The 26,969-nt window shown below is 70.5% G+C and carries 19 protein-coding genes and 1 tRNA gene; 4 read left to right on the top strand and 16 right to left on the bottom strand.

The genetic code is table 11. The annotated features are described in order from the left end of the window. Positions 1–134: 134 nt before the first annotated feature. Together PUR26_RS07185 and PUR26_RS07180 are read right to left on the bottom strand one after the other, a co-directional pair. A complete protein-coding gene (locus PUR26_RS07185) occupies positions 135–1,919 on the bottom strand; it encodes a DEAD/DEAH box helicase (RefSeq protein ID WP_329870333.1) in 1,785 nt (594 codons plus the stop codon). 198 nt (positions 1,920–2,117) lie between these two features. Continuing rightward, on the bottom strand, positions 2,118–3,698 hold the full coding sequence (locus PUR26_RS07180; RefSeq protein ID WP_329870331.1) for an MFS transporter: 1,581 nt from the start codon (positions 3,696–3,698) through the stop codon (positions 2,118–2,120). Positions 3,699–3,868: 170 nt separating this feature from the next. Between PUR26_RS07180 and PUR26_RS07175 the strand changes: the two genes are divergently transcribed. From PUR26_RS07175 to PUR26_RS07160, 4 genes are all read left to right on the top strand, one after another. After that, a tRNA-Cys gene (locus tag PUR26_RS07175) sits at positions 3,869–3,943 on the top strand. Positions 3,944–4,175: 232 nt separating this feature from the next. Continuing rightward, a complete protein-coding gene (locus PUR26_RS07170; RefSeq protein ID WP_329870330.1) occupies positions 4,176–5,090 on the top strand; it encodes a serine/threonine protein kinase in 915 nt (304 codons plus the stop codon). Positions 5,091–5,094: 4 nt separating this feature from the next. After that, positions 5,095–7,296: a protein kinase domain-containing protein gene (locus PUR26_RS07165; protein ID WP_329870328.1), complete on the top strand. Its 2,202-nt coding sequence runs from the start codon at positions 5,095–5,097 to the stop codon at positions 7,294–7,296. 151 nt (positions 7,297–7,447) lie between these two features. After that, entirely contained in the window at positions 7,448–9,544 is a 2,097-nt protein-coding gene (locus PUR26_RS07160; RefSeq protein ID WP_329870326.1) for a serine/threonine-protein kinase, read from the top strand. Positions 9,545–9,617: 73 nt separating this feature from the next. Here PUR26_RS07160 and PUR26_RS07155 read toward each other — a convergent pair whose 3' ends face one another. The 14 genes from PUR26_RS07155 to PUR26_RS07090 all read right to left on the bottom strand — a co-directional run bounded on the left by PUR26_RS07155 (position 9,618) and on the right by PUR26_RS07090 (position 26,684). After that, complete coding sequence (locus tag PUR26_RS07155) at positions 9,618–10,262, bottom strand: hypothetical protein (RefSeq protein WP_329870325.1); 645 nt, start codon at positions 10,260–10,262, stop codon at positions 9,618–9,620. 1 nt (position 10,263) lies between these two features. After that, positions 10,264–12,585, bottom strand: coding sequence for a hypothetical protein (locus tag PUR26_RS07150; protein ID WP_329870323.1), 2,322 nt, complete (start codon positions 12,583–12,585; stop codon positions 10,264–10,266). A 10-nt stretch (positions 12,586–12,595) separates the two neighbouring features. Continuing rightward, the gene (locus PUR26_RS07145) at positions 12,596–13,018 is read right to left on the bottom strand and encodes a hypothetical protein (protein WP_329870322.1); all 423 of its coding nucleotides are present in this window, start codon (positions 13,016–13,018) and stop codon (positions 12,596–12,598) included. 238 nt (positions 13,019–13,256) lie between these two features. Continuing rightward, a complete protein-coding gene (locus tag PUR26_RS07140; protein WP_329870320.1) occupies positions 13,257–13,643 on the bottom strand; it encodes a hypothetical protein in 387 nt (128 codons plus the stop codon). A gap of 269 nt (positions 13,644–13,912) precedes the next feature. Then, positions 13,913–14,638 carry a hypothetical protein gene (locus tag PUR26_RS07135; RefSeq protein ID WP_329870319.1) on the bottom strand — a complete coding sequence of 242 codons (726 nt, stop codon included), beginning with the start codon at positions 14,636–14,638 and terminating at the stop codon, positions 13,913–13,915. Positions 14,639–14,682: 44 nt separating this feature from the next. Beyond that, complete coding sequence (gene mycP, locus PUR26_RS07130; RefSeq protein ID WP_329870318.1) at positions 14,683–15,996, bottom strand: type VII secretion-associated serine protease mycosin; 1,314 nt, start codon at positions 15,994–15,996, stop codon at positions 14,683–14,685. Positions 15,997–16,028: 32 nt separating this feature from the next. Continuing rightward, on the bottom strand, positions 16,029–17,528 hold the full coding sequence (locus PUR26_RS07125) for a WXG100 family type VII secretion target (protein WP_329870317.1): 1,500 nt from the start codon (positions 17,526–17,528) through the stop codon (positions 16,029–16,031). Positions 17,529–17,567: 39 nt separating this feature from the next. Continuing rightward, entirely contained in the window at positions 17,568–18,098 is a 531-nt protein-coding gene (locus tag PUR26_RS07120; protein WP_329870315.1) for a hypothetical protein, read from the bottom strand. A gap of 355 nt (positions 18,099–18,453) precedes the next feature. Further along, the gene (locus PUR26_RS07115; protein ID WP_329870313.1) at positions 18,454–19,089 is read right to left on the bottom strand and encodes a hypothetical protein; all 636 of its coding nucleotides are present in this window, start codon (positions 19,087–19,089) and stop codon (positions 18,454–18,456) included. Between the two features lie 43 nt (positions 19,090–19,132). Then, a complete protein-coding gene (locus PUR26_RS07110; RefSeq protein ID WP_329870312.1) occupies positions 19,133–21,466 on the bottom strand; it encodes a hypothetical protein in 2,334 nt (777 codons plus the stop codon). An 11-nt stretch (positions 21,467–21,477) separates the two neighbouring features. Next, positions 21,478–21,903 (bottom strand): hypothetical protein, encoded by a 426-nt coding sequence (locus PUR26_RS07105; protein ID WP_329870310.1) that lies wholly within the window; start codon positions 21,901–21,903, stop codon positions 21,478–21,480. Positions 21,904–22,249: 346 nt separating this feature from the next. Next, entirely contained in the window at positions 22,250–24,559 is a 2,310-nt protein-coding gene (locus PUR26_RS07100) for a xanthine dehydrogenase family protein molybdopterin-binding subunit (protein WP_329870308.1), read from the bottom strand. After that, the gene (locus tag PUR26_RS07095) at positions 24,556–25,791 is read right to left on the bottom strand and encodes a (2Fe-2S)-binding protein (protein ID WP_329870305.1); all 1,236 of its coding nucleotides are present in this window, start codon (positions 25,789–25,791) and stop codon (positions 24,556–24,558) included. Before PUR26_RS07095 ends, PUR26_RS07100 begins: the two co-directional genes overlap by 4 nt. After that, positions 25,788–26,684, bottom strand: coding sequence for an FAD binding domain-containing protein (locus tag PUR26_RS07090; protein WP_329870304.1), 897 nt, complete (start codon positions 26,682–26,684; stop codon positions 25,788–25,790). The genes PUR26_RS07095 and PUR26_RS07090 overlap by 4 nt, the downstream gene beginning before the upstream one ends. Positions 26,685–26,969 lie beyond the last annotated feature (285 nt).

The following is a 26,969-nucleotide window of genomic DNA, read 5'->3' as shown; positions in this document are numbered from 1 at the left end:
GCCGGGCGGGGACGGCCGCGGTCGTCGGACGGGGGGCGGCCACGGTCACAGTCCCGGCACGGCACGGCACGGCACGGCAACGGCGGCGTTTCAGTGGCGGAGGGAGGTCCGGGTGCCAGGAGAGGCGGAGGTGCTCAGCGCATCCGGGTGGCCCACTCCTGGACCTTCTTGATCCGCTCCCGGATCTGTCCGGCCGTCGCCTCCGCGCTCGGCGGACCACCGCACACCCGGCGCAGCTCGGTGTGGATCACGCCGTGCGGCTTGCCGCTCTGGTGGACGTACGCGCCGACCATCGTGTTGAGCTGCTTGCGCAGCTCCAGCAGCTCCTTGTGGGAGACGACCGGCCGCCGCTCGGCGGGCAGCTCCAGCAGGTCGGCCTCCTCGGCCGGCCGCTGCTTGCTGTGGGCGATCTGCCGCGCCTGCCGCTTGCGCAGCAGCAGCTGCACCTGGTCGGGCTCCAGCAGTCCGGGGATGCCGAGGTAGTCCTGCTCCTCCTCGCTGCCCGGGTGGGCCTGCATGCCGAACTCGGCACCGTCGTAGAGCACCCGGTCGAACACCGCGTCGGATTCGAGGGCTTCGAAGGGCAGCATGTCCTGCTCCCCGGTGTCCTCGTCCTCCTGCCTGTTCGCCTCGTCCATCTCCTTCTCGGACTCGGCGTACGGGTCCTCGTCCCCGTCCTTCTTCGGCTTGTCGAGGACGTGGTCGCGCTCGACCTCCATCTCGTTGGCGAAGGAGAGCAGGTTCGGGATGGTGGGGAGGAAGACGGACGCCGTCTCGCCACGCCTGCGGGACCGTACGAAACGGCCCACCGCCTGCGCGAAGAACAGCGGGGTCGAGATCGTCGTGGCGTACACGCCGACGGCCAGGCGCGGCACGTCGACGCCCTCGGACACCATGCGGACCGCGACCATCCAGCGGTCGTCGTTGTCGCTGAACTCGTCGATCCGCTTGGACGCCGCTGCCTCGTCGGAGAGGACGACGGTCGCCTTGGTGCCGGTGATCTCGCGGATCAGCTTGGCGTACGCCCGGGCCGAGTCCTGGTCGGAGGCGATGACCAGGCCGCCGGCGTCCGGAATGCCCTTCCTCACCTCGGTGAGCCGCTGGTCGGCGGCGCGCAGCACGTTGGGCATCCAGTCGCCGCGCGGGTCGAGCGCGGTGCGCCATGCCTGCGAGACGGCGTCCTTGGTCATCGGCTCGCCGAGCTTCGCCGCGACCTCGTCCCCGGCCTTGGTGCGCCAGCGCATGTTGCCGCTGTAGCTGAGGAAGATCACGGGGCGCACGACGCCGTCGCCGAGCGCGTTGCCGTAGCCGTAGGTGTAGTCGGCCGACGACCGGCGGATGCCGTCGTTGCCCTCCTCGTACGTGACGAAGGGGATGGGGTTGGTGTCCGACCGGAACGGCGTACCGGTGAGCGCGAGCCGGCGCGTGGCGGGCTCGAACGCTTCGAGGCACGCCTCGCCCCAGGACTTCGAGTCACCGGCGTGGTGGATCTCGTCGAGGATGACGAGCGTCTTGCGCTGCTCGCAGCGGTTGCGGTGGAGCATGGGGCGCACGCCGACACCGGCGTACGTGATCGCGACCCCGTGGTACTCCTTGCTGAGCGGACCGGCGCTGTAGTCCGGGTCCAGCTTGATGCCTATCCGCGCGGCGGCGGCGGCCCACTGCTTCTTCAGGTGCTCGGTCGGCGCGACGACCGTCACCTGCTGCACCACGTGGTGGTGGAGCAGCCAGGAGGCGAGCGTCAGCGCGAAGGTGGTCTTTCCGGCGCCGGGCGTCGCGACCGCGAGGAAGTCGCGGGGCTGGTCCTGGATGTACTTCTCCATGGCACCCTGCTGCCAGGCGCGCAGCTTGTTGGCGGTACCCCAGGGGGCCCGGCCGGGAAAGGCGGGCGAGAGGTGATGGGAGGCGGTAGTAGTCACGGTCTCCGATTCGGGCCCTCGGTTACGTACGACAACCGGGCCACCCTACCGGTGCCGCCGGCCGCTCCCGGCCCCGACGAGGCCGGGGCGGGGGTGGTTGAGACCCGGCTCACAACGCCCCCGGGGCAGCCGAGTTGCGGGCGTGCGGGCGTCCCGCCCGTGCTGACCAGCAGGTATGCCGGAGCGGTGGCGGAGCGGTCACGGACGGGTACGCAGCCGGGTGGCGACCCAGGCGCCGACGAGGGCCACGGCGGCCATCGGCAGGAAGACCGCCGCGAAGGCCCCGGGGTGCGAGCCGGCGGCGGAGGCGGTGTGGGCCGCGCCCGCCGCGCCGCCGCCGAGGGCCGCGAAGGCGGCGCCGCCCGCGGCGAGGAGCAGGACGTTGGAGAGGGCGTCCGAGATCTGGAGCGCGGCGGAGTTGGCGCCCGCCTCCTTCGGGGCCGACAGCTTCAGCAGCAGCACGCTCGTCGAGGCGATCACCATGCCCATGCCCAGACAGCCGAAGCCCCAGGCCACCCCGACGACCCACACGGGGACGGAGGGGATCAGTACGGTCGGCACGGCCGCGATGGCCGCGGCGACCAGCACCATGCCCAGGACCATCAGCCGCTCACGATGGGGCTCCACCCGCGGCCGGGACTGGATGTACGAGCCGAGGGCCCAGGTGGCGCCGCCCAGCGCGAGCGAGAAGCCGGCCAGGGTGGGGCTCAGCCCCCGCTCGGTGACCAGCATCAGCGGCACGAAGGACTCGGCCGAGACGAACGCGCCGGCCGACACACCGCGCAGCAGCACCACCGACGGCAGACCGCGCGCCGCCCGGTAGGTGCCGCGCGGCAGCAGCCCGAGCGCCGCGGGGACGAGCAGCGCCGCGCCCGCGGCTGCGGGGACCAGCGACAGCCAGCGCAGATCCTGGCCCGCGTACTGGAGCAGTCCCGCGCCCAGCGAGATGGCCAGCGCGAGGCGGATCCGGCGCCGGTCGAAGGGGGCGGGGGGCGCCTGCGGGTCGGTGGGCCCGGAGGCCGTCCGGCGGATCGCCGGGAGGGCGAGCGCCAGCGGCAGGACGACGAGGACGGGGATGCCGACGAACACCCACCGCCAGCCGAGGTGTTCGGTGATCGTCCCGGAGGCGAGCGGCCCGACGATCGAGGGAACGACCCAGCTCGCGGCGAACGCCGCCATGATGGCGGGCCGCAGGTGTTCGGCGTAGGCGCGGCTGACGACCACGTACAGCGCGACGATCACCAGCCCGCCGCCGAGCCCCTGCACGGCCCGGCCCAGGATGAACAGCCACATGGTGCCCGCGGTGCCGGACAGCAGCAGCCCGGCGGCGAAGGCGGAGATGCCGGTGGTGAGCGGGGCGAGCGGCCCGGCGCGGTCGGACCACTGGCCGGAGAGGACCATGGCGAAGAGGCTGGTGGTGAAGTACGCGGAGAAGGCGAACGCGTACAGCGGGATCCCGTCCAGCTCCCGCGCGGCCACCGGCATGGCGGTGCCGACGGCGGTCGCCTCGAAGGCGATCAGCAGGACGACGGAGACGATGCCGACGCTCAGCGCGCGGTGCGCACGGTCCAGCACGCCGTCCCGGCCGGCCAGGGGCGGATCGAGGTCGGCCGGGACGGCGCGGTCGGTGACGCGGTCGGTGATGTGGTCGACGCGATCGATGACGCGGTCGGCGCGGTCGGTGACGCGATCGAGGTCGCGGTCGGTGACGCGGTCGGCGCGGTCGGCGTCCGCGTCGGCGGCTATCCCGGCGGGGTCGCTCGGCTCCAGGCTGCTCATGGAGCCCAGAGTAAGGTCCGTGGCGGCACTTGGCCCCTGTCGCGAGGAGGGCGGGAGCTCCTTCCATGGTCGTACGACCATGAACGGCGTATGGCGGTCCTGTTGCGACCCTCCCGCCACTCTTGAGCCACCCTCACCGCCCGCCTACGGTCGTACCGAAAGCAGCACACGGCCGTGTGCCCGAGTGGTTGAGGGACTCGCCTGCAAAGCGAGTTACGCCGGTTCGATTCCGGTCACGGCCTCCACGTGCCGCCGGCGCGTCCCACGCCGCGCGGCACAGGCGCCGCGGGCACCCGTAGCCAGGGCCTCTCGTCCGGGTCCTGCCCGGCTCGCGTGCCCCGGCACCGCGCCTCGCCGCGTCGTCGTCGGCCCCCCTCCGCTCCGCGTCGACTCCGCCTCCCCCCTACGGGTTCGTGCTTCCCGATGACCTCTGAGTAGGCTCCTGGCGTTCTGATGATCGCCAAGGGGGATTCGCACATGGAACGGCCGCACACGGACGCCTCCACGGGTGGCCCCTCCCTCCGCGCGGTCGGCCCGTACCACCTGATCACCCGCCTCGACCCGCCCCGCTCCCCCCACGTCCCCGTCCGGCGCTTCGTCGCGCGCGGCGCGGACGGGGAGCGCACCGTACTGGTCAGCACCCCGCTGCCGGGCGCCGATCCGGCCCGCTTCGCCGTCGAGGCGGAGGCGGCCCGCCGTCTGACGGGCCCCTGGGTCGCCCCCGTGGCCGAGGTCGCGGCCACGCCCGGCGCGCCCTGGTACGCCAGTCCTTACCTGCCCGTCCTGCCCCTGCCCGTCGCACTGGCCGTGCACGGCGGGCCGCTGCCGGAGGCGACGGTCCGGGCCCTCGGCGCGGCCCTCGCCGAGACTCTGGCCGCGGCGCACCTCCAGGGCCTGACCCACGCGGGCGTGGCCCCCGCCACCGTGCTCCTGGCCGGCGACGGCCCCCGGCTCACCGGTTTCGGCGCGGTACGGGCGGCGGGTCCCGACGGCGGCCGGCGATCCGGGCTGCCGGGCCTGGACCCGGGCGCCCTGGCACCGGAACAGGCGACGGGCGGGCGGCCGCGACCGCCCGGCGACGTGTACGCGCTCGGCGCGGTCCTCGCATACGCCTCGACCGGCCACACCGTGCCCGAACGCTCCGAACTCCCCGCCGCCCTGCGGGCGTTGATCACTTCCTGTCTGACCAGGGACCCGGCGGCCCGCCCCACGGCGGCGTCCGTCCTCGCGGGCCTGGCGCCGCCGAGCCCGCACGCCACGGTGCTGTCGGCCGCGGGCGCCCTGCTCACGCCCGGCTGGCTGCCCGGCCGGATCGTCGCCGCGCTCGCCCGCCAGTCGGCCGAGGTTCTCGCCGCCGAACTCCGCCTGCCCGCCCACTCCCCCGGGAACTGACGCCATGCTGTCCCCCCTCACCCATGACGACCCGGCACTGCTGGGCGGGTACCGCCTGGTCGCCCGCCTGGGCAGCGGCGGCATGGGCACGGTCTACCTGGCCCGCTCCGGCGGCGGCCGCACGGTCGCCCTCAAGACGATGCACGCGTCCATAGCCGCCGACCCGGTGGCCAGGACCCGTTTCCGGCTGGAGACGGACGCGGCCCGCATCATCGGCGACCGCCACGGCGCCGCCGTCTTCGACGCCGACCCCCTCGCCGACACCCCCTGGCTCGCCACGGAGTACGTGCTGGGCCCTCCGCTCGACGAGGCGGTGCACCTCTGCGGGCCGCTGCCGGAACCGTCCGTACGTGCCCTGGGCGCGGCCCTCGCCGGGGCACTCGCCCAGCTGCACTCGTCGGACGTGGTCCACCGCGACCTGAAGCCGTCGAACGTCATGGTGACGGCGTACGGCCCCAAGGTGATCGACTTCGGCATCGCCCACGCGGCCGGCGACGACCGGCTGACCCGCACGGGAGCGGCGGCCGGCACCCCCGCCTTCATGTCGCCTGAGCAGGCGACGGGCCAGGAGCACACCCCGGCAGGCGACGTCTTCGCGCTGGCGGGCGTCCTGACCTTCGCGGCCACGGGCCGCGGCCCCTTCGGCACGGGCGGCCCGGCCGACCTCCTCTACCGGGTCCGCTACGCCGAGCCGGACCTGACGGCCCTCCCCCCGTCCCTGGCCCCGCTGATCTCCCGCTGCCTCTCCAAGGACCCGGCCCAGCGCCCCACGACGACCGGACTGGCCGCCGCGCTCCACGACGGGCACGGCGATTTCGCCGACCACCTCCCGCCCCTGCTGCTCGCGGACATCGCCCGCCGCGCGACGGAGGTCTGGCTCCCCGCCCCGTACCGCCTCCCGGCCCCGCCCGGCGAGAGCACCGGCCCCGCCCCCCGTGGCGCGTCCGTGTCCCGTCGCCGGCTCCTGACGGCCGGCGGCGGGTCGGTCCTGGGCGTGACCGCTGCCGGCGCCGGCGCGTGGGCGTGGCTGGGCCGGGGCGGCGGACCGGACGACGGGCGGGGCGGCACGTCCGCGAAGACCCCCGCGCCCACCGGAAAGCCGGTGGCGGAACACGACTGGGTCTGGCAGAAGCAGATCGGCGGCGAGACGGAGGAGGACATCTTCTACCCGTCGCTCCCCCATGTGATCGGCGACCACGTCGGCCTGGTCAGCGGTACCAGCGTGACCTACCTGGACGCCCGCGACGGCACGGAGGGGAAGGGCTTCGACCAGGGCGGCGCCACCCACCAGGTGGTCTCCGACGGCTCGCGGCTGTACGCGCTGGAGAACACCACCGGCAAGGGCCAGCCGCTCGTCATCTCCGACGTCGACCCGGTCAAGGGCACCTCGACCACCCGCGCCACGTTCCCCGAGTACCAGGGCTCCCACTACGAGAACCAGCTGTTGTGCGTCGCCGGCGGTGTGGCGTACGTGGCCGCCGGTACCGGGCGGGTGGGCTGGACCGGCTTCAGCCGCCGCAACCCCTGGTACCTGGTGGCGGTGGACCTGGACTCCGGCGGGAAGCGCTGGACCCAGCCGCTGCCCCTGCGGCCCAAGGACTCGGAACGCATGTACGCCCTGGCGGCCGGTGTGACGGGCGGCCTGCTGGTCCTGCTGATGGAGGACGGCGACGGCAAGGTCTCGGTCGTCGCGCGCGACACCCGTACCGGAGCGCGCCGCTGGGAGCAGCCGGTCGCCGTCGGGAAGCCCGACGCGCTGCGCACCCTGCTGGCCGCCGACGGCGAGCACGTCTACCTCCACGGGCCCGACGAGCTGATCGCCCGGCGGCTCAAGGACGGCACGGCGGCCTGGCGGTTCGGGCCCGGCCGCGGCGCCACCGGGGGCTACGGTCCGGCGGTGGTGAAGGACGGCTCCGTGTACGCGGCCGAGGGCGCCGCCCTCGTCGCCCTCGACGCGGCGACGGGCAAGCTGATCTGGCAGGAGCGCCCCGTCGCCGGCGCGCGGCCCAGCATGACGGTGGCCCCCGTCGTCGGCACGAAGCACCTGTACGCACCGGGAGCCTCGGGCCTGCGGGTCGTCGGCCTGGCCGACGGAACGACGGTACGCACCCTGAAGACCGTCGGCGCCCGCTTCGCCGTTCACCGCAAGGCGGGCAAGGTGCTCGCGCTGGGCGGCCACTTCCTCAGTGCCTTCCCCCTCCAGTGACCCGCCGTCCCCGTCCCGCCGCCCCCTCCTCCGCTCCTCCCCCCTCCCTCCTCCGCTTCTCCCTCCCCTTTCTCCCTCCCTCCTCCGCTTCTCCCCTCCATCCCCCTCCCTCCCCCTCCCCGTCCGGCCCAGCAGAAAGCCCCCGCATCCCATGAATCCGCTCGGCACCGGCGACCCGCTCCGCCTCGGCCCGTACCGCCTGCTCGGTGTGCTCGGCGAGGGCGGTATGGGCAAGGTCTACTTCGGCCGGGACGGCGCCGGCCGGCCGGCCGCCCTGAAGGTGCTGCGCCCCGAACTCGCCCACGACCAGCACCTCGCCCAGCGTTTCGTACGCGAGGCGCAGATGGCGCGGGCGGTCACCGGGAAGGGCGTGGCCCGGGTGCTGGGAGCGCGGACCGAGGGAGGACGCCCGTGGATCGCGACCGAGTTCCTGGTCGGGCCCACACTGGAGGAGGCGATCCAGGCGCACGGGCCGATGGACGAGCCGACGGTGCGGGCGCTCGCCTCGGCCCTGGCCCGTACCCTCCAGGACATCCACGCGGCCGGACTGATCCACCGTGACCTCAAGCCGGCCAACATCGTGCTGACGGCGAGCGGCCCGCGGGTCATCGACTTCGGCATCGCCCGCCCCGAGCACGGTCTGACGCTCACGACCACCGGCCAGATACCCGTCACCCCCGGGTACGGCGCGCCCGAGCAGGTCCTCGGGCAGCGCGTCGGCCCGGCGGCCGACGTGTTCTCCCTGGGCGCCGTCCTCGTCCACGCGGCCACCGGCCGCAGGGCGTTCGACGCGAGCCATGTCGCGGCGGTGCAGTACGAGGTCGTCCACGGGGCGCCCGACCTGTCCCTGGTGCCGCCCGCGCTCCAGCCGCTGATCGGCCCGTGCCTGGCCAAGGACGCGGCGATGCGGCCCACGCCCGCGCACATCGGTGCGGCGTTCGGCCCGCTGAAGGGCTCCGGGAAGATCTGGCGCCAGGGACCACTGGCCGTCGACATCGAACAGCGCGGGACAGGCATCGACCGGGTGACGGCGGTGGGCGGCTCCTTCGGTGCCGTGCCGCGACGTCGTCTGCTGACCGCGCTGGCCGCGGGCGGCACGGTCCTCGCCGCCGCGGGCGGCACGGGCGCCTGGTGGCTGCTGCGGGAGGAGGGGCCGGGAGGCGGCGGCGCCGGGAAGGCGCCGGGCCCCTTCGACATCCCCCCGGCCGTGAAGACCCCCGCGGCCCCGCTCCTGAACATCGACGACGGCAGCGTCGTCATCGAGCCGGGTGAGGACCTCCCGCCGCTGTGGGGCCCGCTGAACGTGCTGGCGGAGGACTCCCCGCCGCCCAAGCCCGTACGGGACGTGATCGTCTTCGGCGCCCCGGGCGGCGGCATCGCCGCCCACGGTGTCGTCGACGGCAGGAAACGCTGGGCGGCCCCCGACGTCGACGTGTCCGGCCGGTACATCTCCGTGTCCGACCGGCTGATCGCGGCGGTCGGCGACAAGGGTGATCTGCTGACGTTCGTCGCCTCCACCGGCGAACGCAAGTGGACCGCGCCCGTCGAGGCCCGCTCCGTGCTGGCCGCGGACGACACGGCGGTGTACGTCGTCACCCGCGACGGCCGGCTGCGTGCCGTCCGCCGCTCCGACGCCACCGTCCTGTGGACGGCCCCCGGCCCGGTGGACCTGAGGACCGAGGTCCCGCCGCGCGGCACCGCCGTCCAGGGCCGTCTGGTCATCTGCACGGCGAAGGGCCAGATGCTGGGCGTCGACACCCGGGACGGCAGCAAGGTGTGGCAGGTCGCCTCGGGAGCCACGCACACGGCCACGCCGGAGGTCGACAAGGGCGTCTGCTACTTCGGCGGTACGAACCTCCACGCGCGGCGCGTCTCCGACGGCGGCGAGGTGTGGACGACCAAGCCGCACAAGGACTACGAGGGCAACCCGGAGAGCTGGTCCGCGCCGCTCGTGGCCGGCGACCTGATCTACGTCATGCGCGGCAGGTCGGCCCAGCAGGTCAGGGTGAAGGACGGCACGACCACGTGGGACCGGTCGCACCTGGGGACGGCGGACACCCCTGTCCTGCTCCAGGGCAGCTGCGCCTGGATGGTGGACAGCGGTCCGCAGGTGCAGGCCCTCGAACTGCGGTACGGCATGCCCGTGAGCTCGTACACGCCCCGCGGTGAGGTCACGGGCTTCACCGCCGACGGCAACCGCGTCTTCGTCGCCACCGAGGGCTGGCTGACGGCGCTGCCGGTGTTCTGAAGCACGCGGGCGCCCGCCGGCACCCCCTCGGGGGCGTCGGCGGGCGCCCGGTCAGGGCGGTACGGCGCGGACGTCAGCCCGCGCCGGGCTCCTGCTGCGGCACCCCGGTGCCCAGCTCGGTCTCCGGACCGCACCCCAGCTCGCCCGAGACCTTGCGGGCGGCGGCGTTGAGCACCGTGATCTGGCGGGCCCTGACGTCCGCCTCCGCGGCCTCGTTCCTGTCGTCCCGTTCGAGCTCCGCGGCGATGACGATCTCGTGGGCCGGTGCCTTCATACGGCAGGTGAAGTAGATCGAGGCGAAGAGGTCGGACGACGTGGCGCTCTCCCCCACGGTGTAGCGGGTGACGTCCGTGTCGGCGGACTCCGGAACGGCCAGGGCCTCGCGGAACGTGATGTTGAAGACACCCTTGCCGTCCGTGGAACGCGGCCAGCAGAAGGAAACCCCCTTCATGCGTGTCTTCCCGCTCTGCGGCTCCAGGGCGGCCGCCCGAAGCTCCTTGACCACCCGCTCCGGCTCGGAGAGGTTGTCCACGAGCCCCCCTTCACCGGCGATCGCCTCGAAGGCGGCCGCGGCGGGCTGGTCCTTGGCGAAGGCGCCGCAGATCTCATCGGCCGGCCGGCCTTCCGCCGCGACGTCGTCACCGCCCCCCGAGGAACAGCCGGCCGCCAGGAGGACGGCGGCCAGCGGGGCCATGAACTTTCTCAGCATGGTCGGCATGTCACTTCTTCGGCTTGTACGGATCGGGCAACGAGTCGTCCTTGGCATGCAGGCGGCTGTCCTTCACGTACTTGGTCAGCTCTTCGTTGATGTAGTTGCTGTCCGTCCTGCTCCATCCGGGAGCCTCGGCGTACGCCTGTGCCGGCATCAGGGCGTTCTGCTTTCCTGTGTTGAGCGCCTCGTCCTTCAGGTCGTCCGACTTCTTCTTGAGGAGCTCGTCCTCCTGGTACTTCTCAGCGATGTCGTCGGCTTCCATGCCGATGAACGTGGTCACCGCGCCACCCACGGTCTCCGCGGCCAGCGGGACGAGCACACCGCCCGCACCACCGGTCAGCGCCACGACACCACCGGCCGCGACGGCGCCCACGCCGAACTTGACCCACTCGGTGGTCCTGCCGACCGCCTTCTTGTGCTCTTCGGAGTCCTTCTCGTACTGCGCGTCGATCTGCGCCATACGCGAGTTGTCCAGGATGCCGTGCGTCTCGGCCCCGATCCTCAGGGCGGTCTTGGCGTCCGTCAGATCCAGGTCACGGGCCGGCCCGGAGCCGGGCTTGGGGCCCACCTCGTCCATGACGCTGGTCGTGTAGATCGTCTGAGCCGCCGACAGCTGGGCGTGACCGGTCTCGCTCTGCGCGACGGTGCCCATGAAGTTGATCGCGTCGCCCCGGTTGAACAGAAGCTCCGTATCGAACTTGTCGCCGAAGCGCGACTTTCCGTCGGCGTTGTTGGCTCCGAAGGGCGAGTCGGTCACTTCCTGCATCGACGAGCCGTTCTCCTGCTCCATGGAGCGGTTCAGCTCGTCGATGTACGCGGCACCCATCTTGCCCAGGCTGTCGTCGATGCCGGGCTGCTCGTGCATGTACTTCGTCTCGCTGCCGTAGCGCTCGACGACCTTCTGCATGACCTCGGCGTTCTCGACCGTACGGACGTCCTTGAGGCCCTCGGCGGGGGCGTCGAACGGGTGCCCCGTCACCGCGGACTCCAGCGCGTGGCCCAGGGCGTTGTACCCGGGCTCCTTGCTCATCTTGCCCTTGTCGGTGAGCTCCTCCGGCCAGTCGCGGTCCTTGGAGAAGTAGTCGAAGGTGTCGAGCTTCTTGTTCTTGCCGTCGTCCCCGGGGACTTCGATGCTGTTGTTGAAGAAGTCCGTCGACGCCTTGGGGTTGTGGCCCAGGCCCTCCATGAAGCCGACCATGGGGTCGTTCCCGAGACCGCCGCCCTGCCAGTTGAGGTGGTTCTGCATGCCACCCATCTGCATCCAGGCACGGTCGGGGGGCAGGGCGCCGTTGTGCGTCATCTTCTGCTCGGTGACGACGAGGGCCTTGCCGTAGTTGGTCATGAACTTGTCGTCGTAGTCTCCGACGCGCATCAGGTTGCTCATGACCTGGAAGCCGTACGGCGACGTGCCACGCGTCTGGATCGGCTCGCTGCCGGCCTTGATGACGTCGGCCTTCCACTGCTCCATCTCGGGGCTGGTGGAGTGGGTGGCGGAGGCGAGGGTGAGGCTCCAGTTCTTCTGGAGCTCCGACAGCTTGTCCCGGTGGTCGACACCGAGGCGGGAGCCGTCGCTGGGGTCGCCCATGTCGGCCCAGTACTCCATCGAGCCCTTGGGGCCGACCTCCAGGGCGAACCGCTCGGCGAAGTACCGGTCGTCGGCGTTGTCCTTGAACAGCTTGTTGAGCTTGTCGATCTCCGCCGGGGACGCGTCGTCGCCCTTCTTGTACAGGTCGTAGGCGGTCTTGGCGTCCTCGGCGTCCTGGGCCTTCGAGGCTTCCTTCAGGCCGTCGTAGCTGGTGCCGGAGAAGTCCCTCTGGTTCTTGCCGACCAGCGTGCGCAGGGCCCGCGCGGCGACGTCGTCCGCTTCGTTCGCCTTGTCGATGGCCGCCTTGATGGAGGCCCTCATGGCGTCGAAGTCGGCCTTCTCCGGCTTGGGGCCGTCGTAGTCCTTGCTCCGGCGGTCCGGGTGGATCAGATAGCTGACGACACCGTCCGAGTCGATCCGTATGCCCTTGCCGGGAGCGGACTCGACCAGCTTCTCCAGGTCGCTCTTGGCGCCCTGGAACTCGGTGTGGGCGTCCCGCAGGACGTTGCGTATGCTCGTCGCTTCCTTGAGGGCGTCGCCGAACTCCTTGGCGGTCTTCTTGACGAACGCCTGGGTGACACCGGCGTTCTCACCCGCCCAGTCGGCCTTCTCCGCCTTGCTCCGCAGCCCGTTGTCCGCCTTCTCCTGTGCCTTCTCCAGCTTGGTGACCGTCTCCGACCAGTCGGTGACTGCTTCCTTGAGGCTGCCGAGCCGGGCGTGAAGAACCTGATCAAACTTCAGCATCTGCCCAGCCTCACTTGAAGTTCTTGTCGATGTCGGCCATGGAGAAGTTGCTGATCAGCACTTCTTCGAGGTTCGAGTCGCTGCGGATCGTCGCCTCGAGGTGGTTGTGGATGTGCGCACAGGCGCTCAGCAGCGTCTCGCACTGGCCGCGCCAGGTGTCCCAGGCCGTCCAGAGCGCGGACCCCGTCTGGAAGCCGTCGGCGGTGAGGCTGTCCGACGCCGAGCCGGTCTGCGCCCCCGCGTGGAACGCGTCGCGCTCGAACCAGTGGAAGAGCTCCTGGGCCTCGTTGCCGATGGCCCTCAACTCCGGCGACTTCACCTTGTAGTCGGAGGCGGAGCCCCCGGCAGGGCCACCCGGGGCCTGGTTCAGCCGCATACTGACATTCGCGGTGGCGGTGGTGCGGGCAGACGCCCACTCTTCGTCGAACGACATGGTTTCCCCCGTTGTCGACTCACGGACCGTACAGTTCCGGCCCCCACGATAGGTCGGTCCGCTGCACCAGCCCAACGGGGGCGGGCGATTCGGGCGTTCTGCCCGACAATTCCGCTGTTTCCTCCGCGACCGGGGAAGGGAATACATCACACAGAGAAATGGTCCGCCCCATAATTGTGAGGATTCCGGGGACGTCGCTGCACAGCTGCTTCACGGCGCCCGACTCCCCGACGACCTCTCACCTTTTGGCGTGGACGGCATCCCAATGCGTCGCGTAAGGCGTCAGCACGGGCTTGCTCGACAGGGGGTCGCCCGGGCAACCGAGTTTTTGCACGACGGTGCGGGCAAGAGTATGGAGCACGAGAACCTGATCGTCCCGTCGACTCTCCTCCCTGCCGGCAGGCATGGTATTGGACAGAGCGATATCGAGCGCATCAACATCCGTACCAGCGGACGCCACTCCGATGTCGCACGGGACCGTCATGACCGCAAGATCCGATACCGCCCTCACATAAGCACCGTCGAAGCTGTAATAGACGGAACCGTCCTTCGACCGCCTGGCTTGATCAGGAGGGATAGACCTTTGCCAGGAGAAATTGACGTCCAAATTCCTGCTGTCGGTCAACCTTTGAGGGTAGATACTGCACAGCAGTCGCTCCCGCGTGCCGCCATCAGCCTCCGGAAGGTCCGCTCGCAGCTCCCGCCCCATCTCACTTGGCGTTCGATGCTGATTGGACTTGAAATCCCTGCCTCCCGCAAGTCTTTCCAGAGCCGATACGGTTTGCACGTCCGTTATCCCGCACAAGGGCTTGGCGCTCGATGTACTCTCCCCTGAATCACGGGAATCGCCACTGCAAGAGACCGTCATGAGAAGCACCCCCACGGCCACACCCCTCAGAAAAGGCCGAACCACTTGTCCTCTTCCTTCACTTCATAGGGTCCAGGAGCAATCCTTCCAGCCTGCAGAGCCCCGTGATCATATCCACCGTTGCGGGCGCGCTTTGCGGATTCCCGAAGATCAGCCTCGTCCAAACGGCTCATGGACTCCCTGTAGTGCTTCACATAGATGTCGATCGGAGCGTTGGCCACTTTCTGTCCACGCGTGAAGTAATGATCGAGGGCTTCGTCCTTCTCGGCGTCCGGGTCGATCTTCTTTTCCTTCTCATCATTGTGCTCGCCGAACTCCTCGCTGATCAGCGTATTGACAGCCTCGCCCGCCGTCTCCGCGGCCCAAGGAATGAGAGCGACGGCTGCCACACCCGCACCCAAGGGCGGGTTGATGAACGCGAGTCCCGCACCGGTCGCGGCGGATACTCCGAACTCGGTCCATGCCGCGCTCTTCTCGAGGTCCTTGTTCCGCTGTTCCGTCGAAGCGTCGATGTCGGAGACGATCTGGTTGGCACGCGCCTGATCGAGGATCCCTTGCGATTCCGCACCGACATAGCCCACCGACATGGCATCGGCGAAGTGCAGCTTTCCGAATGCGTCCCGAGCCGGCGGATGGTCCAGCATGACCATCATCGTGTAGGCCTGCTGGGCCATGGACATCAGCCCGTACGACTTCTCGTCCCGGGCGAGCACGGCGAGGAAGTCCGAAGCATCGTTGTACGAAACCTCCAAAGCACCGGGATACGGCTTTCCAGCCGGACCGCGGCCGCACCTGCTCAGCGCTGGCCGGGCCCCTGGGGGCGGTGCTGGTCCACGGGCCACTGAGGCTGCCCGTGCGGCGGATACGGGGGCTGGTTCGTGTTCGGCGCCCCGGCCGTCACAGCCGCGCTGCGGCGGCGCGAGCGGTATACGGGGACAGCGACGGCTGCACCGATGACCGCCGCCGCGGCCACGCCCAGGCCGATCCAGAGACCGGTGTCGCCGCCGCCCGACGCCGCCGGGGCTGTGGCAGCCGGCTTACCGTCGTCCTTGGCACCAGCGTCCTCGTCGGCCTTGGAGGCAACCGGTGACGGAGACTTGGCCTCGGCGGCCGCGAGGTCGGGCAAGGGGTACTCGTCGGCAGGGCCCGGTTCCACGGTCTGCGAGAGTGGAATACGGGGGCGGACCATTCCGTACCCGATGTAGTCGTTCCGCTTGGCCCCACTGGTCGGGCCACCCGCTGTATTGATCATGACCCGCAGAACCTGGTTGTTGGTCCACTTCGGGTACTTCGACCAGATCAGCGCGGCGGAGGCCGAGGCGAAGGCCGACGCGTCACTGGTGCCGCTGTTCTTGCACAGGCCGCTGTCTTCCGTGCAGGCGGTGACAATGTCCATACCCGGCGCAGCCAGGTCGACATGGGCACCGGTCTGAGATGCCTTGGTCGCCTTGAAGTTCTTGTCGACCGCAGCCACCCCCACGACGCCGGGCGTGCCGGCCGGATACGCGACCTGAGTAGCGTCGTTGCCGTTGTTCCCGACCGCCGCAAAGAGTAGCTTCCCCTTGCTCAGCGCATACTTTACGGCTTCACGGGTTTCGGAGCCGTCATAAGGGCCGCCGTTCGACATATTGATGACTTTGGCGTCCGAGTCAGCCGCATAACGGATCGCGGTGCCGTAGTCTCGATCGCTTTGTTTGCCTGCCTTCGTATCGAACCGAATGGGCAGGATCTTGACTCCCGGAGCCAGCCCGTACGCGCCGTCACCGCTCGGATGTTTGCCTGTGCCCGCGATCACAGCAGCGATCCCCGTGCCGTGGCCTTCCACATCGACGCGAGCGCCACCAGGTGCCGCTGAAAGACTCATCCCGGGAAGGACTTGGCCTTCAAGCTCCGGAATGACCTCCACGCCTGAGTCGATGACCGCGACAGTGACACCCTTACCGGTACTTACCTTCCACATCTCGTCGGCTTTCATGGCGTCGAGATGCCATTGCAGGGAGCGGATCGTCTCGGCGTGGGCCGGTGTCGCCGCGATGCCTGCCAGCAGCAACCCGACCAGGCCGGATGTGAGCTTGGTCCGGCGGCTGATTCGAGCGCTGCTGGTCTGCATCTGCTTCTCTCTTCAGGTTGTTCCGTGCGGGGTCAGTCGATCACCGGCGGCACGATACGACGACCGCCCTGCTGCCAGGTCTCTTCGTCCTCCGTCAGGTAGTCCGGGCGCTGGCCGCCCTGCTCCTCCTGGCGGCGTGCCGAGCCCTGACCGGTGTGCGGCATCCCACCGCGTCCGGCGACGGCCCCGGAACGGGATCCGCCCTCGGATGCGCCTCGGACCAATCCCGTGCCACCCGGTGTGAACGGACGGCCCACGGCGGAGCCGGGCTGCTGTCCACGGCCGCCGACCATGCCGCCGCCCTCGTAAGCGAGGCGCCTGCCTGCGGAGGTTCCGTTCTGCCCGCCCATGGGGTTGTGCATTCCACCGCCGCCCGTCATGGGGCGACCGTGCGGCCCCTCGTTGCCGATCGCCGTGGAGCGCGGGAGACCGGTGGGACGGCCGCTCTGCGGTACGGGGCGCCCACCGGAGATGCCGTCACGAGGCGTCGACCGGGGCTGGTTGTTGTTGAGCCCGCCCTGGCCCGGCACCGTCGGCTGGCGCACGGACCCGGTCGGGGTACGCCCGTCCATGACCGTCGGCCCCGTCAGGCCTCGCCCACCGATGACGGGAGGCATCATCGTGGGCGGGGTCCCGAGGTCCGGACGGACGGTCGGCGCCGGTCCGTTCGGCGGTGTCACGGTGGGCGGCTGGGTGGTCGGCGGCAGCGTGGTGACGCTGTCGATCTCCATGTCCACGGGACGCCCCGAGGCCGGAGGGGTCACGGAGCCCGCAGGAACCGAACCCGTGCCTGCGCCGCCGCCCGAGGGTGCGACGTAGCCCGACCCGCCGGAACCGCTCTGGCCGGAGCCGGAGTAATAGCCTCCGCCTGAAGAACCACCGCCACCCGCGTAACCACCCGGCCGAGCAAACTCCTGGCCGGTGTCGTCGTACCGACCCGTCGGGACGAAGTCCCCCGGCGGCGGCGGGAAGACCGGCGGTTCCGCCGCGTTGATGAACATCGACGAGAAGGTGTAGGACTGCGCCAGTTTGCGCATCTGCTGGACCGCTTCGGCGTGGTCCTCGTCCAGCTTCGCCTGGGCGTCGGTGCGGACCTTGGCCGCGTCCGTGTCCTTCGGGTTGTCCTTGGCTGCCTGGAGGTTCTCCTTGGCCGCCGTGTCGATCTCGGGCAGGGCCTTCTTGACCTCCTGCAGGGTCTGCGCGGCGTTGCTCATCCACGTGCCGCCGGTCTCGCTGTACTCACCCAGCTTGATGGTGGCCGCCCACGCCTGCTCGCCCCACGTCTCGAAGGCGGTGCCTGCCTCGCCCTTCCAGTCCACCGAGCGTACGTAGACCTTGAGGTCCTCGCCGATCTGCTTGATCGTCTTGGCCGCGTCGGTCAGCTTGTCGGCGTGGTCCTTGAGGGTGTCCGGATTCGCCGAGGCGATCATGGCCCGAAGCTGCTCGTGCGTGTGCGACTCGAAGTCGGTCGACACGAACAGGTTGCCGATGAACCCCGGGATGTACCCGATCCCCGTACCCTTCTCAGCCATGATTCCGCCCCCCTCTGCATACCTGCGTCAACGTCTGCATCAGCCCTGGCCCCCGCTGGAGTCCCCGGCTCCCTGCGTGTCCGCCGGCTTCTCGTCCTTGGCGTCCGCGCGGGCCGGGTCCTTCGCCTTCTGATACCGGTCGTACTCGACTTCGGCGTCACGGCTGATCTGCTGCATCCGCCGCTTGATGTCGCTGTTGATGGCCTCGTAGCCCTTGCGGGAGCCGTCGACGGCGATGCCCAGCGCCTCGATCTGGCCTGCCAGGCCCTTCGAGAGGTTCTGCAGTTCCTCGTAGACCTTCTTGTAGGCGCCGTGCAGCATCTCGGACTCGCCGAAGTTCTTGCCGAGGTTGTCGGCCGGGATCACGCCGTCCCCGGCGATCTTCTGCGGGTCCGCCGGCGACTCCTGGAGCTTGATCAGCAGACCGTCGACCTTGCTCTTGAAGTCGATGAGGACGCCGTCGCTGACGTCCAGGTCCATGGACCCGGAACCCGACCCGGATCCGCTCCCCGCGCTCGTCGTGGACACGCTCGGATACACCGGCCGGCCTGTCCCGTCGTCTTCAGCCATCGACGCCTCCCCGTTTACACAAAGCTTCAGGGGCCACTTTAGTCAGCGCTACTGACACGACGCACCCTTGGGTTGCGGAAGCAACGCGGATCACACGCTATCGACGGCGATCCCACGACATCGGTGAACTTGTGCGGCACAGCGCGCCGTTGTGCCGAAACCCCCGATGGCCGGGCCCCGCCGTGGCCGTACGCGCAGGGCATGCCCGGGAACGACGTGTGCCCACACCCCACCCTGTCGCGCACGGCCCGCGCAAGCGATGCGGCCAGCCGCCCGGACGGCTCGGATTCTCGAACCTTGCTCCCCTGGACGACTACCGCAACCCCCCGGGGCAGCTGCCGCTTCTGCTGGGACGTCAGTCGATCGGCGTCAGTTCCGGCTCCGTGGGGAGATCCGCGTTCCGTTCGCACTTCAATTCCTTGGCGACCGCCAGGGACACGGAGTGCAACACCGTGAGATTGGCATCGCGTGTCGCAGGGGAGTCCTGCGGCGGTTTCCAGTACGAGAGACTTCCCAGGATCCGTGCGGGGCGTGACGATGACCCCTTCAGCTCCGGGCTGACGCACTCGAAGTACAGAGAAGCGCGCTTGGCTCCGGCCAGCGCTTCCTTGCCCATGGGATAGGCGTGAAGGCCAGCAGCGTGGCGGCCACCCGGCAGGTCCTCAGGAGCATAGAGAGCGAATGAGATGCGCATGCCCTTCACGTCACCACCGTCGGTGCTGATCTGGCACACACGCAGGCCATGGCTCCATCTCAGATTTTTGTCGTAGTCGCCACGCAACTGCGCGACCGTCTCGGTCAATCGGCCCGGCCCGGCATTCGAGAACTTCTCCACGCTCATCACCCGTTGCAGCGCCGAAACCGCTGGGCGCGAAAGGACACCACCACACTGCTCCTCGGCCGCCGTCCGTTCCTTCTCCCCGTCCTCGGTACCGCCACACGCGGTCGCACCGAGACACACCACGAGGCCGACGAATCCGGCTCGCAACACACGTCTAACCCTCACGGGCCTCCGCCCTCTCCGCCACTCGCCCTCAGCCGGTCTCCGGGTCATGGCCCTGCTGGTCTTCTCTCAGATTGCCCGTTGCGTAACCGATGTCCACGGATTCGCGCAGATCCTGCTCGAACCCGCTGCTCATGCTGCCGCGATACTGATCGATGAAGCGTTCCATGGGCGCCTTGGCGCTGTACTCTCCAGCCCGGAACAGGTCGGACTTCTTCTCCCTGACGTCGCCCTCGGTACCCCTTTTGTGGTCATCCGCAGATTTGTCCGACCAGTCCCCGACGACCTGGCTGGCCATCTGCCCAAGGGCGGCGCTCCCTGTGTCCACCGCGAGGGGGACGACGATGGCCGCCGCACCTGCCGCAGCCGCCGTCGCCGGCAAGAAGGCCACTCCTGCCGCGATCGCCGCCGTCGTCCCGAACCCGATCCACGCAGAGCGCTTCGCGTGGGCCTTCTCGTAGTCTTCGTGTTTCTTCACGCCCTCTGCCTCGACCTGATCGGCTCGGGACTGGTCGAGGATTCCCTGCACCTGGGCACCCGTGTTCACGGCATGCCGCGCCCCTCCTTCGTCGATCCTTCCATCCGCACCGACCTGGTCCTCCAGCACACTGGTGGTGTAGACGCGCTCGGCGGTGCTGATGGACGCATACGCGTCGGGATGCTGACCCAACACACTCAGGAATTTATGTGCTCCTGATCGGTCGAGCTCCGCGTGCGCGTCCCACTCCTTTTCAGGGGCGTAGATGCTGTCCGTTGTTCTGTTATCGAGCGCCCAGTTGATGTCATCGATGTATCCGGCACCCATGTTGCCGAGACTGTCTGCCAATGCCGAATGGTTCTTCTTAAGGAACTCCGGGTCTCCGCCGTACCTTTCGACCACGCTTTCCATGATGTCCGCCGCAGTCGCGTCCCTGACGAACGCGGGGCGGGGGTCGTCGTACGCGCGCCCAAGCGTCGCCGCCTCCAGCGCGTGCCCCAGTGCGTCCGGCATGTAGTCGCGGGACTTCTTCACCTCGTCAGGGTGGTGACCGTCGGTGTCGGGGAAGGAGTCGTACCTCTCGTTACTGAAGTAATCGAGATAGCCCTCGACCTTCTCCCCGTCCTTGCTCTCCCCCAGGTGCGGCTCGCCGCCCTTGATCGTGCCGTCCTCGTTGTACGCCGTCGGGGTGGCGGAGAAGAACTGCTTCGCGGCCTCCGGGCTGTGCCCCAACGCCTCCAGCATGGGAACGATCGGGTCGTAACCGGCTCCGTTCACACCGGACGGGTTGAACGGGTTCTTCTGCCAGGCACCGATCGCCTTGTTCTCGGCGAACCTGGCCGGGTCCTTCTGGTGCAGCTGGACCACATGCTCGGCGATGGGGTTGAGGAACTTCGGGTCATAGTTCCCGTACCGCATGATTCCGCCGAGCAGCTGATAGCCGAAGGGGCCGTTGTAGTCGTTCCTCGCCATCGGAACGCGCTCGGTACCGAGCTTCCGCATCTCCGTGGACCAGCTCTCCGTCCACTTGTCGCCGCCCTGGGTCGCCGACGCAAGATTGAGCCCCAGATTCCGCTGCAGTTCCTGGACATCGGTGAGACGCTCCAGGTTCAGTCTGCCGTTCTCGTAGGTGCGGGTGGAGAGCTGCCCGAAGAACTCCAGGGAGCCCTTCGGGCCCAGTCCGTCGTAGAAGGTCCGGGCGAATTCCTTCGAGGTGTGGTTGTCCTTGAGGAGTTCGTTGAGCTGCCCCAGCTGGTCGTGGGAGAGGTCCCCGCCCTTCTTCGCCAGGTCGAGGGCTCGCCGCGCCTCCTCGGCATCCAGGCTGCTGTACTTCGGTGCGCTGAAATTGTGCTCGTCCGCGCTGATGTTGGCCTTGAGTGCATTCGACGTCGCGACATCGGCGTCGTCACAGGTCTCGATGATGGCGTCGATACGCCCCTGCAGTGCGTCGATCCCGGCCCTCTGCTTCTTGAGCATCTTGTCGTATTCCGGGTCGTGCTTGGCCGCCCAGTCCTCCTCCAGCGGATGCGAGGCCCTGACCCTGCCGTGGGAGGTGACGGTCAGACCCTGTGCCGGGGCGTCCGTGTCGACGATCCTCTTGAGGTCGTCCCTGGCCTTCTTGAAGGCGTTATGGCCGTCGTCGAGGATCAGCCTGATGCCCTTGGCCGCCTTCGCCGCGTCGTCGAACTCCTTGGCCGTCTTGTCCACGAAGGGCTTGGTGATTTCGGCGTTGACGCCTCTCCAGTAATCGTCCTTGGCCTTGGCCGCCATGGTGGTACGCGCGTCCTCAGCCAGCTTCTCGAGCCTGGTGGTCATCTCAGACCAGTCGTCCACCGCCGCCTTCATCTTGTCCAGCGGAGCGTGAAACACATTGTCGAAAGTCAGCATGGCTGCTCCGCCTACCTCAAGTACTGGTCGATCTTGGACGCGGCGAAGGACGTTTTGATGTCCTCCTCCTCCTTGGCGTGCGAGGCGGCGCTGTAGTCAAGTTGGTTGGAGATGTTCGCGCACGCGTCGAGCAACGTGTTCAGCTGCGAGTTCCACGTTTCCTGGACCGTCGCCATCGCCGCCCCGGTCCGGAACCCGTTGACGGTCATCATCGTCGCCGCGTCGAACGTACTGGCCCGGGCATGGCCACCATCTGCCTTGAGCCTTCCGTGGAGCGTGTAGGCCGCGCTGCCGATGGCCCCCAGTCTGTCCTGGCTCACGCTCAGGTCGGGGTTTCCGCTGCCGCCGGCCGGGCCGTTGTCGGAGCGGTTCAGCCGCATACCGACACCGGCGTCCTTGGCCGTACGGGCTGACGCCCATTCCTCTTCGAACGACATGCATCCCCCGATACGGTGCTGTGGCCCCGGGCATGCGCGGACAGACTCGTCCCATCCGGTGCGTCCGGGGCAGTCCGCAGGGCTTGTGCTTGTGCAGGCCGCAAGATAATCGGTTTTCCCTACGCCCTGACCACTCGGGCCGACCTTTCCGGCCACTCCCCGAAGACTCCGGACGGCCCTTTTCCGATCCTTTTCGGGCACGACTCAGAACCGTCTCGGATTCGCCCTCAGAACCGTCTCGGACCCGCCCCGGACCCATCTCGCACCTGTCGGAGGCCTCAGGTCTCCGACCGGGTCGTCCTGAGGGCACACCGCGCCCTCTCGCGTCGCGAGTGCCGTGTCCCCCTTACGGGTTGGCGGCCGCCACGGCCGCCTGGGGCCTGATCGGGAGGCGGTTGACCGGGCGGCCCGTGGCGGCGCGGACCGCGGAGGCGACGGCGGCCGGGGAGGTCACCACCGGGACCGCGCTCGCGGCCTTCGCGCCGAAGGGGGCCACCACGTCGCGTTCCTCGACGAGTTTCACGATGCGAATGTCCGGGGCGTCCAGCGAGGTCGGCAGGGCGTAGCCGGTCAGGTCGGGGTGGCGGACCAGTCCGCGTGCGGTGCGGAGGTTCTCGGTGAGGGCCGCGCCCACGCCCTGGGTGACGCCCGCCTCGATGCGGGTGGCCAGCTGGGCCGGGTTCAGCACCCGGCCGACGTCCTGGGCCACCGCCATCTCCACCACGCGGATGGAGCCGAGTTCGATGTCGACGTCCACCACGGCGCGGATGGCGCAGAACGCCAGGCCCACGAAGGCGTCGCCCTGGCCCGATGCGTCGAGGGGCTCGGTGGGGTGCGGGCGGCACTGGGCCGTGGCCCACAGTTCCTTGCCGTCCATGGCCTCGGTGACCGTCGTCGACAGCACACCGTCGTACGAGGTGATCTTGCCGTCCGTGATCTGGAGGAGCTCGGTGGACATGCCGAACTTGTGGGCCAGCGGCTGGAGCAGCTGGGTGCGCACCATCCTGGCGGCGCGTTCGACCGCTCCGCCCGACACCCAGGTGTGCCGGCCGTGCGTCGCGGGGCCGGCCGGGGGCTGGTCCGTGTCGACCGAGGCGACGTGGACCTCGTCGATGCCGAGGGTCTCCTGGACGATCTGGCGGGCCAGGGTGGAGAAGCCCTGTCCGGTCTCGACGGCCGCGCAGATGACGGTGGCGGTGCCGTCGTGGACCTTGACCGTCGCGGTCGAGACCTCGTCGGTGCCCTCGGCGCCGAGCATGTGGACCATGCCGAGCGCGTAGCCGACGCCGCGGCGTACGGCTCCGGGTTCGCCCGCGCCCTCCGGGCCGCCGGGGAGCAGCCAGCAGTCCTCCGGGGAGTCCTTGGGGAGGGCGGGCAGCGGGAAGTCGCGTACCGCCTGGAGGAGTTCGGCGACGGGTGCCGGGCAGGTGACGGTCTGGCCGGTGGGCAGGAGGTCGCCGGTGGCGAGGGCGTTGCGCAGACGGAGTTCGGCGGGGTCGACGCCCAGCCTGGCGGAGAGCTTGTCCATCTGGGCCTCGTAGGCGGCGCAGACCTGCATCGCGCCCTCGCCGCGCACATGGCCGGAGGGCGGGTTGTTGGTGCGTACGGCCCAGCCCTCGATGAAGGCGTGCGGGACGACGTACGGGCCGCAGGCGAAGGCGACCGCGGCGGCGAGGGACTCGGCGGAGGCGTCGGCGTACGCGCCGGCGTCGAGGAGGATCTGTGCCTCGACCTTGACGAGGCGGCCCTCGGCGTCCGCGTGGTGGCGGTAGCGCAGCAGCGTGGGGTGGCGGTGGGCGTGGCCGAGGAACGACTCCTCGCGGGTGGCCGCCAGTTTGACCGGGCAGCCGGTTCTGAGTGCCAGCAGGCCCAGCGGGATCTGGAAGCCGGGGTCCTCGCGGTCGCCGGTGGCGCCGGGGACGCCGGTGACGACCAGCTTGACCTGCTCGGCCGGGAGCCCGAAGCAGGCGGCGGCCAGGTCGCGGTCGGTGTGCGGGTCGGTGGAGGCGGTGTAGATCTCGACGCCGCCGTCCGGACGGGGCACGGCGAGCCCGGCCTCGGCGCCGATGGGCGCCGGGTCCTGGCGGCCGATGCGGTACAGGCCCTCCACGATGACCTCGCCCGCGACGTCCGGGTCGCCGTAGCGCAGCGGGATGTGGCGGATCAGGTTGCCGTCGGGGTGCAGGGGCGGGGCCGCGAACGCCTTCTCGGGGTCGGTGACCGGGTCGAGGATCTCGTACTCGACGGCGATGGCGGCGGCCGCCAGGCGGGCCGTGTCCGGGTGGTCGGCGGCGACGGCGGCGATCGCCTCGCCGTGGTGGCGGACGAGGTCGGAGGCGAAGACGGGGCGGTCGGCGACCATGCGGCCGTACGAGGTGTCTCCGGGGACGTCCACGTGGGTCACGACGGCCCGTACGCCGGGCATCTCGGCGGCCGCGGTGGTGTCGATGGAGAGGATCCGCGCGTGCGCGTGCGGGGAGCGCAGCAGCGCCGCCCACAGCAGGCCCTCGGCCCACAGGTCCGAGGCGTACGGGAAGGTGCCCTCCGTCTTGGCGCGGGCGTCGGCCGGCGGGAGCGACGCGCCGATGCCGTGCGCCGGGGGCTCCTGCTCGGGGCCGTCGACCGCCGTGGTGGCGGTGGCCGCGTCGTTGGTCACGCCATGCCTCCGTCGTGCGGGTGGGGAACCTGGTGCGGGATGCGGGCTTCGGCCGCGGAGCCCGCCGCGGCGGCGGCGGCATCGCGTTCGGCGACCACCTCGCGCACGGCGTCGAGGACACCGCGGTAGCCGGTGCAGCGGCAGAGGTTGCCGCAGAGCGCCTGGCGGGTCTCCAGCTCGCTGGGCGCGTGGTTGCCTTCGAGGAGGTCGTGGACGGTCATGGCCATGCCCGGGATGCAGAAGCCGCACTGGACGGCTCCGCACTTGGCGAGGGCGCGCTGGACGTCGGAGGGTTCGCCGTCGGTGGCCAGGCCCTCGACGGTCCGCACCTCGCTGCCGGCCGCGGTGGCGGCGGGCACCAGGCAGGAGGCGACGAGCCGGCCGTCGACCTGGACGTTGCAGGCGCCGCACTCGCCCTGGGAGCAGCCGTCCTTGGCGCCGGCCAGGCCCAGTCGCTCGCGCAGCACGTACAGGAGCGATTCGCCGATCCACGCCTCGGTGACGGGACGGTCGACGCCGTTGACGCGCAGGACGTAGGAGATGTGCGGGTGCTCGTCGCTGCCGCCGCTGCTGCCGGTGTCCAGGAGGGCGGGCACGGTGGCTTCGGCCGGTTCCCCGGCGGGCCCGGGCGTGGCCGCCGGCTCGGGTGCCTGTTCGGCTGCCGGCCCGGCGGCGTGCTCGGGCGCCTGCCCTGCAGCCGGTTCGAACACCGGCTCCGGGTCCGGCTCCGTCGGCGCGGCCGGCTCCGGTTCCGCGGCTGCGGCGGGTGCCTGGGTCGCCCACGGGGCGGGCGCCCCGCCCGGCAGCGTCGCCGGCGGGTTGCCGCTCGTCCACTGCGAGGCGAGCGCGGAGGTGGTGTACTCGCCCGACTCGTCGGGAAGGTCCCCCTGGGCGACCGGAATGGTCCACTGGCCGGTCGGCCGGGACGGCGCGGGAGCGGGTTCGGGCGCGGCCTGGAAGGTCCACTGCCCGGTCGCGTTCGGGTCGTGCGCGGCCTCCGGGGCCTGCGGGGCGGGCTCGGGCCAGGAGGCCGGCTCGTGGCCCGTCCAGGCGCCGGGTGAGGCGATCCGCGGCGGTACGTAGCCGTGGCCCGGCGCCTCCAGCGGGGCGCCGTCCAGCGCCACCTCCGGCGGAAGCTGCACGAAGGCGGTCATGTCGGCGTCGTACTCGCCCTGCGGGATGGGCTGCCAGCCGCCCTGCTCCCGCAGCTCGTCGTTCTCGTCGGTGCTCACGACAGCGCCCTCCCCAGTGCCCGTCGGGCCAGCGCGGCGACCGTGCGCCGCAGGTGCAGTACAGCGGGCGGCAGCGGGGGCGGCGGCTGTTCGTCGCCCTCCGCGGCCACCGGGTCCGGGATGCAGGCGGCCGCGACGTACTCGCCGAACGCCGTCAGGGCCTCCGGTGCCAGTCCGCGGTCGCCGTCCCAGTCGATGAGGGAGGCGATCCAGCGCTCCGCCTCCAGCGGGCGCAGCGGCATCGGCGCGACCGCGCCCACCGCGCAGCGCACACCGCGTCGCGCCGGATCCAGGACGACGGCGACGGACGTGGTGGCCCGGCCGGGCCCGGTCCGGCCGGTCGCCTTCAGGAAGACCTGCGGGGCGTGCAGGAGGGGTACGCGTACGAAGCCGATGAGCTCGGCGGGCGCGAGCAGCTCGCGGCCGGCCAGCAGGTGCGAGATGGGGATCTCGCGGACGCCGGCCGGGCCCTTGACGACCAGGTCCGCCTCCAGGGCGGCCAGGACGGGCAGGGCGTCGCCGGTGGGTGCGGCGGTGACGATGTTGCCGCCCAGCGTGCCGGCGTTGCGGATCTGCGGGGGCCCGGCCGCGCGGGCGGCCGCGGCGAGCGCGGGGATGAGGGCGGCGAAGTCGGGGCGGCCCATGCGGGCATGGGTGAGTCCGGCGCCGAGGAGGGCGTGGCCGTCCTGGTACTGCCAGCCCCGGATCTCGTTGATGCGGCCGAGGCCGACGAGGCCGGCGGGGCGCAACTGGCCCTTGTTGACGGCGGCCATCAGATCGGTGCCGCCCGCGACGGGCACGGCGGCGGGCATGGCCGTGAGCGCCGCCACGGCCTCGTCGAGCGTGGCCGGCAGCGTCACGGACTGCGCCGCCTGCGGTGCGTGCGTGGTCAACCCAGCTGCCCCTTCCCGGTCTCCCGGCTGTCCCGGCTGTCCCGCTGTGTTGCCGTACGGTACGTGCTCACAGCCCCGACGTGGCAACTCTGGCACATCTTCCGGGCCGGTCGACGCGAGGGTCCGCGAAGGAAGGATCCGTCCCGGACATCCCGTGACCTGCGAGATGGGCCGTTTTGCCACGCCATCGGCGTGGCAGGTGAATTGCCACTTCTCGGCGACCTTGTACTACTTATCCCTGGCGGGCGGCAACGGTGGCGGGCGCCGGGCCCCGGGGCGGCGCCC

The organism is Streptomyces sp. SP18CS02 (assembly GCF_036322365.1).
GTDB lineage: Bacteria > Actinomycetota > Actinomycetes > Streptomycetales > Streptomycetaceae > Streptomyces.
The sequence above is the reverse complement of the archived record's forward strand: the minus strand, read 5'-3'. Positions and strand labels throughout refer to the sequence as shown.